This window comes from Orenia metallireducens, assembly GCF_003001995.1.
In the GTDB taxonomy this organism is placed as follows: domain Bacteria; phylum Bacillota; class Halanaerobiia; order Halobacteroidales; family Halobacteroidaceae; genus Orenia; species Orenia metallireducens_B.
In genome coordinates this window covers 21657-27931 of sequence record NZ_PVNB01000039.1, presented here as the reverse complement: position 1 = coordinate 27931, position 6275 = coordinate 21657, and the positions used below count along the sequence as shown (strand labels likewise).

6 protein-coding genes are annotated in these 6275 nt (G+C 30.9%); 3 read left to right on the top strand and 3 right to left on the bottom strand.

Annotated features, from left to right (window positions below):
• Positions 1-252 precede the first annotated feature (252 nt).
• The gene (locus BX659_RS17345) at positions 253-600 is read right to left on the bottom strand and encodes a hypothetical protein (RefSeq protein ID WP_253250814.1); all 348 of its coding nucleotides are present in this window, start codon (positions 598-600) and stop codon (positions 253-255) included.
• Positions 601-824: 224 nt separating this feature from the next.
• Positions 825-1463 carry a class I SAM-dependent methyltransferase gene (locus BX659_RS17340; RefSeq protein WP_097019486.1) on the bottom strand — a complete coding sequence of 213 codons (639 nt, stop codon included), beginning with the start codon at positions 1461-1463 and terminating at the stop codon, positions 825-827.
• Between the two features lie 492 nt (positions 1464-1955).
• On the opposite strand from BX659_RS17340, the gene BX659_RS17335 reads away from it, so the two are divergent.
• Genes BX659_RS17335 through BX659_RS17325 form a run of 3 tightly spaced genes read left to right on the top strand, consistent with a single transcriptional unit; the run spans position 1956 to position 5393 of the window.
• Complete coding sequence (locus BX659_RS17335) at positions 1956-2999, top strand: Fe(3+) ABC transporter substrate-binding protein (RefSeq protein WP_097019487.1); 1044 nt, start codon at positions 1956-1958, stop codon at positions 2997-2999.
• Between the two features lie 59 nt (positions 3000-3058).
• Complete coding sequence (locus tag BX659_RS17330; RefSeq protein WP_097019488.1) at positions 3059-4687, top strand: ABC transporter permease; 1629 nt, start codon at positions 3059-3061, stop codon at positions 4685-4687.
• Positions 4677-5393: an ABC transporter ATP-binding protein gene (locus BX659_RS17325; protein ID WP_097019489.1), complete on the top strand. Its 717-nt coding sequence runs from the start codon at positions 4677-4679 to the stop codon at positions 5391-5393. The genes BX659_RS17330 and BX659_RS17325 overlap by 11 nt, the downstream gene beginning before the upstream one ends.
• A gap of 240 nt (positions 5394-5633) precedes the next feature.
• On the opposite strand, the gene BX659_RS17320 is transcribed toward BX659_RS17325, so the two are convergent.
• The gene (locus BX659_RS17320; RefSeq protein ID WP_216358854.1) at positions 5634-6260 is read right to left on the bottom strand and encodes a methyltransferase family protein; all 627 of its coding nucleotides are present in this window, start codon (positions 6258-6260) and stop codon (positions 5634-5636) included.
• Positions 6261-6275 lie beyond the last annotated feature (15 nt).

Below are 6275 nucleotides of genomic sequence, written 5' to 3'. Positions count from 1 at the left end.
TAGTTTTTATTGACTATGATTATTATCTCTAGGATTTAGGTGTCTGACTTTGTTATTTTTAGGTAAATGTTTTATCTGATTTTTGTAAAGTGGTGTAAATTTAATAAGCAGATAATAATATCAAAATTAAGAAGATAACAAATACATAATTATCATCAAACCGACCATAATCCCCCATTCATCATCCCTCCTTCTTTTGAATTAATATATACTATACAAAAGAAGTAATAAATAGGAATGTTAGTCTGTACTCTAATTAAATTTACTTAATGTCCTCTTAGCAATCCAAGAGCCTAATGGTAATAAGATTAACAATTGAATTACAGGCAATAAACCGATATTAGTTGCAGGAAATAAAGGCATATCAGTACTATACCCCCAACGATTAGTATATAAAGCATGGACTTCAAAAAAGAAACTTACAAATAAAGCATATAAAATACTTATCACAATCTCTTTTCTCTCCCACTGCTTCATAATCCAATTCTTATCCTTATTTACAAAAACTAATAATAGAAATAATACAAGAGCAATATTAACATCACCAATAGTGGCACTAATCATTAAACCTGTATGCTCAAAGGAACTTTGCCCCTCCATCGTATAAAAAATACCACATTGTAAATATTGCCAAATCCCATGCAAAACTAGTTATACAATTGCTACTATAACTAGTTTTTTAACTAATTTTTTCATATCTTCCTCCTTCTATAAATTAATCAACCTTCATATATCAATTATATAAAGATATAATTAATACCTTTGTTCATATGTTCTAAAATAGGCTATAACTTTTTATAATTAATATACAACTTCTAACTAATTTAAGGAGAGAGAATTAACTCCTTAACCACATCCAATAATAAATCCTCCTCCTTAATAACTTCTAAACCCGCCTTCTTTATATTTTCCATAGTTTTACGATTAATATTGGCTCCCCAAGTTAATAAACTAACCCAATTAATACTATCCATAAAATATCCTAAAGGCTCTTTTTCACTACGCATATGCTCTAGCATTATAATCCTACCATCATCTTTACAGACTCTTTTCAGTTCCTTTAAACCCTGTACTGGATCAGGTACAGAACAGAAAACACAACTAGTTACGATTATATCGAAATAATCATCTGAAAAATCTAATTTTTGAATATCCATCTCTCTTAGCTCTACTTGAACCTTTAATTTTTCTGTTCTCTTTTTAGCCTCTACTAACATCCTCTCACTAAAGTCTATTCCATAAGCTTCAATTCTTTCAGGATAATATGACATATTCTTTCCAGTACCAACCCCTGCTTCTAATAATTTAACATTTTCTTTTCCTTTAGCTAACTCTTTAACTTGTTGCCATAGTTTCTGACGCCAATCACCCATTCTTCCTTTTTCCATTATTGACTCTAACCTATCATAAATTGGTGCAATCCGATTATATCTATATTTGATTTTTTCTGTTCTTTTAGTCATAATTTATCCCCCTTCTAACATTATTATTGAATATCCTTTTAAGTACTAAATTTCATCTTTAGATTTAATAAAAATAAAATACTTAGATAAGAGCTATTATAGCATAAAATTTAAAAAGTTATCATTTCCAAGTGTAAAAGGGATACTTTATTTATACATACAGTTTTTAATCAATACAAGGTTATTCTAAAATTATACTTGACAAAACATATAGGTTTTATTATAATTTACCATAGAAATGAAAATTGTTATCATTATCACTTGTTAGAAAGGGGGAGTATTAGTATAACAACTAATTAATCTAATAGTGATTAATTTATTAGTCAAAAAGTTGTAGCAATTATTGTAGACAAAGAATACTCTTATTTTCTATATAAGAATATTTTAGGAATGGAGATTGTTAATAGTATATAGTATTAAGATTAAGTAGTACCAATAAATATCCAATAGATAATACTAAAATTTAAAATTATATTATAAGGAGTGGTTACTTTGAAAAAATCATTATTTATTTTGGCTTTAGCTGTATTAGTAGGAACAGTTTCATCAACACCTGCATCGGCAGGATTCTTTGATTTCTTATTTGGAAAGGACAATGGTGAGGTTAACCTTTATACAAATAGACATTATGATACTGATGCAGAGTTATTAAAGCAATTCGAAGAAAAGACAGGTATTAAGGTAAATGTTTTAAAAGGTGGTTCTGATGAGTTAATCGAAAGAATTAATAGAGAAGGCGAAAGCACAAATGCTGATCTATTAATTACTGCTGATGCTGGTAGATTACATAGAGCAAAAGCAGCAGGATTATTACAAACAATAGATAGTGAAACAGTATTAAATAATATTCCAGCAAACTTAAGAGATGAAGATAACCAATGGACTGCTTTAACTGTTAGAGGAAGAGTTGTAGTATATGCTAGAAACAGAGTAAATCCTTTAGAAATCAATACATATGAAGATTTAACTGCTGCTAAATGGAATGATAAAATCTTAGTAAGATCTTCATCAAACATCTATAACCAATCATTACTTGCATCATTAATCGCTACAGAAGGTGAAGAATATGCTAGAGCATGGGCAGAAGGTGTCTTAAATAACATGGCTAGAACTCCTAAAGGTAATGATAGAGCCCAAGCAACAGCAGTTGCAGCAGGAACTGGTGATTTAGCGATTATGAATACTTACTATATCGGAAAGATGTTAAACTCTTCTAACCCAGAAGAAGTAAAAGTAGGAAAGCAAGTTGGAGTACGTTTCTTAGATGAAACACACATTAACGTAAGTGGAATCGGACTTACTAAGCATGCTAAGAATAAAGATAATGCTATTAAGTTAATCGAATTTTTAACAGATGCTCAGGCCCAAGAATTCTTTGCAGAGGCTAACTATGAGTATCCTGCAAACCCAAGTGTAGAAGCCTCAGCTCTATTGAAGTCATGGGGAGAATTTGAAACTCAAGATATCAACTTAACTAAATTAGGAGAATTCAACCAAAAAGCAGTTGAAATCTTCAATGAAATAGGATGGCAATAAAGATTTTTAAAGGACAGCCAAAGGCTGTCCTTTTTTACTAAAAGGTAGGTGAATATAAATTGTTAAAGAGGAGAAATTTAGAATCTCAGTTTAATATCTGGTCAATTTCAAGCTTTATTATTATCATGTTTGTTTTAATTCCAAATGCTAATATTTTATTAAATATCTTTGAACCAGCAAATGAAAATTGGAATCATATTAAAGAATACTTATTACAAGACTATATAATAAATTCAACTATTCTAGTTCTCTTTACAGGGATCTTTTCTATTTTAATCGGTTTAATACCAGCCTGGTTAATAACTCAATATGAATTCCCTTTTCGTAATTTCTTTAAATGGGCATTAATCTTACCCTTAGCAATTCCTCCTTATATTGGTGCTTATACTTATAATGGTTTATTAAATTATACAGGAGTTATCCAGACCTCATTAAGGAATTATTTGGGGATTAATGTGAACCCGACTTATTTTGATATTATGAATATAAAAGGTGCAATTTTTATTTATACTATCTTTCTATTCCCTTATGTCTTTATCATTACTAGATCATTTCTAGCCAAGCAGAGTGCTTCTTTAGTAGAGGCTTCAAGGACATTAGGTAGAAGCTCTTTTGAGACTTTTAGGTATGTTGTCTTACCGATATCTAGAACAGCTATTGTAGCAGGGACTAGTTTAGTGGTGTTAGAGGTATTAAATGATTATGGTGTAGTTAAATATTTCGGAATTACAACCTTCAGTACAGCTATCTTTAAGACTTGGTTTGGTATGGGAGATTTGAATTCAGCAGTAAGGTTATCTGCTTTATTGATGGTCTTTGTCTCTGGGTTTTTATTAATAGAAAAGTTTTCACGGGGAGCTAAGAGGTTTAGTTATAGTACTACTAAGATTAGACCCCTTTCTAGAATTAAATTATCAGGGGTAAAAGCTTTTCTTGTATCTACTTTCTGTTCATTAATCTTTGCTATTGGATTTTTGATACCTACACTACAGCTACTTCATTGGAGTTGGTTGAGTTATGCAAAAATTCTGAATATAGATTTCTTTATATTCTCTTTTAACTCTATATTTGTAGCATTATTTGCTTCAATATTAATTATAATTATATCAATAATTGTAGCTAATACTGTAAGAATTAGTGATAGCATCTTCTCTAAAATATATTCAAAGGTAGCGATATTGGGTTATTCAATCCCAGGGGCAGTTATAGCAGTAGGTATTCTATTATTCTTCTTAGGATTAGATAGGCTTATATACTCTGGGAGGCTAGTCTTAACTTCAACTATTCTAATGCTTATCTTTGCTTACATTATTAGATTCTTGGCTATTGGTTATAATTCTGTGGAGTCTGGTTTCGATAAAGTAGGTAAGAGTTTCTTTGAGGCTTCCCGTACTTTAGGTGTAGGAATCACTAAGACCTTCTTTAAGGTTGATTTACCAATGATTAAACCAGCTGTAATTAGTGGTTTTTTATTGGTCTTAATTGAAGTTCTTAAGGAGTTACCACTAACTTTAATCTTAAGACCTTTTAATTTTGATACTTTGGCTACCAAGGCCTTTGAATATGCAAGTGATGAGATGATACATGAAGCAGCTATCTCATCTATAATCATAATCCTTATCTGTGGTTTAGCTATATACGGGATTCACAAGCTTAGTGCTAGAAAGGGGAGTAAAAATGTTAATTGAAATTAAAGATTTAAATTTTAAATATAAGAATTCTAAGGTTGATACTTTAAAAGATTTTAGTTTTACTGTAGATAAAGGGGAGATAGTCTGCTTATTAGGAGAGAGTGGAAGCGGCAAGAGTACAGTTTTACGATTAATTTCAGGGCTTGAAGAGCCAAATGCTGGACTGATTAAGATTAATGGTGAGACAATAGTCGATGATAATACCTTTGTCCCCCCTGAAAAACGGGAGATAGGCATGGTATTTCAGGATTATGCTTTATTTCCTCATATGTCAATAGCTCAGAATATACTATTTGGAGTAAAGAATAAGAGTAAAGAATATAAAGAAGCAAAACTAGAAGAGTTATTAAAACTGGTTGGTTTAGAAGAATTAAGAAATAGATATCCTTATCAAATCAGTGGTGGACAGCAACAAAGGGTGGCCTTAGCAAGATCATTGGCAATAGAACCCTCATTGATATTAATGGATGAACCTTTTAGTAATCTTGATGCCAGTTTACAATCTAGAATCAGAGAAGAACTAAAGAGTATCATTAAAAAGACTGGAATCACCTCAATCTTTGTCTCCCATGATAAAGATGATGCTATTAGTATAGCCGATAAGATAGTTGTTTTAAAAGATGGAGAGATTGTTCAACAGGGTGCAAGCAATGATATAATTACTAATCCATCTTCTAAATATGTAGCAGGATTATTTACATAAATTAATTTAGATAATAAAAGAGTAGCAGAAGCTACTCTTTTAGATTAAAACATAAGTTGATTATTCATAATAGTATCATCTAAAAACTATTAACAATGTATTAAATTGAGATATAGGAGACTAACGTTTTACTGAAATTTAGAGCAAACACTTTTGCTATTAATATACTCTAAATGCAAAGATATTTATCCCTGCAAATAATATTTTAAAGTTCTAAATAACACTCTTAGCTAAATCTTCTTAAGCAATAGCTCTCTTAATTTTAATTGGAAAGAAAGCAGGGGTCTTTTTCATATACTCTTCATACTCTTCTCCAAATTCCTCTAACACAACAGCTTCCTCTCTTTTAGCTAATTTGTAATAAGAAATAAGTAGTACTGGTAACATAATTAAGGTCGATAAAGTAGGCCATTGAATCATCATCCCAATTGTTAGCATAAAGATTCCTAGATACTGAGGGTGACGGACATAACGATAAATTCCAGTAGTCACTAGTTCACCTTTAGCCCGATGAATCTGCCACCAACCTATTCCCATAATTACTATCCCTAAACCAAAGATAAAACTTCCTATTTGACATACTATCAGTGCCTTCTCTACCCCCACTCCAAAACTGGCTAATAAATGACCACTCTCATGTCCAAAGGGGTTTAAGACTGGCATCTTGACACCAAAGACTGAAGTTAGTAAGTAGATTGTTAAAGGAAACCCATACATTTCAGTAAATAAGGCTACAAAAAAAGCACTAACTACTCCCATGCTCCTCCATTCATACTTCTTTTTGGGGCGAATAAAACTGAAAATAAAGAATAATACCCATAACACATTGATTATTACTACAGACCATAATCCATAATCATAGTTCATTAACATCACTCCTCT

Bases quoted from the DNA above. Each gene is read 5' to 3' on its own strand.
- BX659_RS17345 (WP_253250814.1), bottom strand. From the start codon at position 600: ATGGAGGGGCAAAGTTCCTTTGAGCATACAGGTTTAATGATTAGTGCC.
- BX659_RS17340 (WP_097019486.1), bottom strand. From the start codon at position 1,463: ATGACTAAAAGAACAGAAAAAATCAAATATAGATATAATCGGATTGCA.
- BX659_RS17325 (WP_097019489.1), top strand. From the start codon at position 4,677: ATGTTAATTGAAATTAAAGATTTAAATTTTAAATATAAGAATTCTAAG.
- BX659_RS17320 (WP_216358854.1), bottom strand. From the start codon at position 6,260: ATGAACTATGATTATGGATTATGGTCTGTAGTAATAATCAATGTGTTA.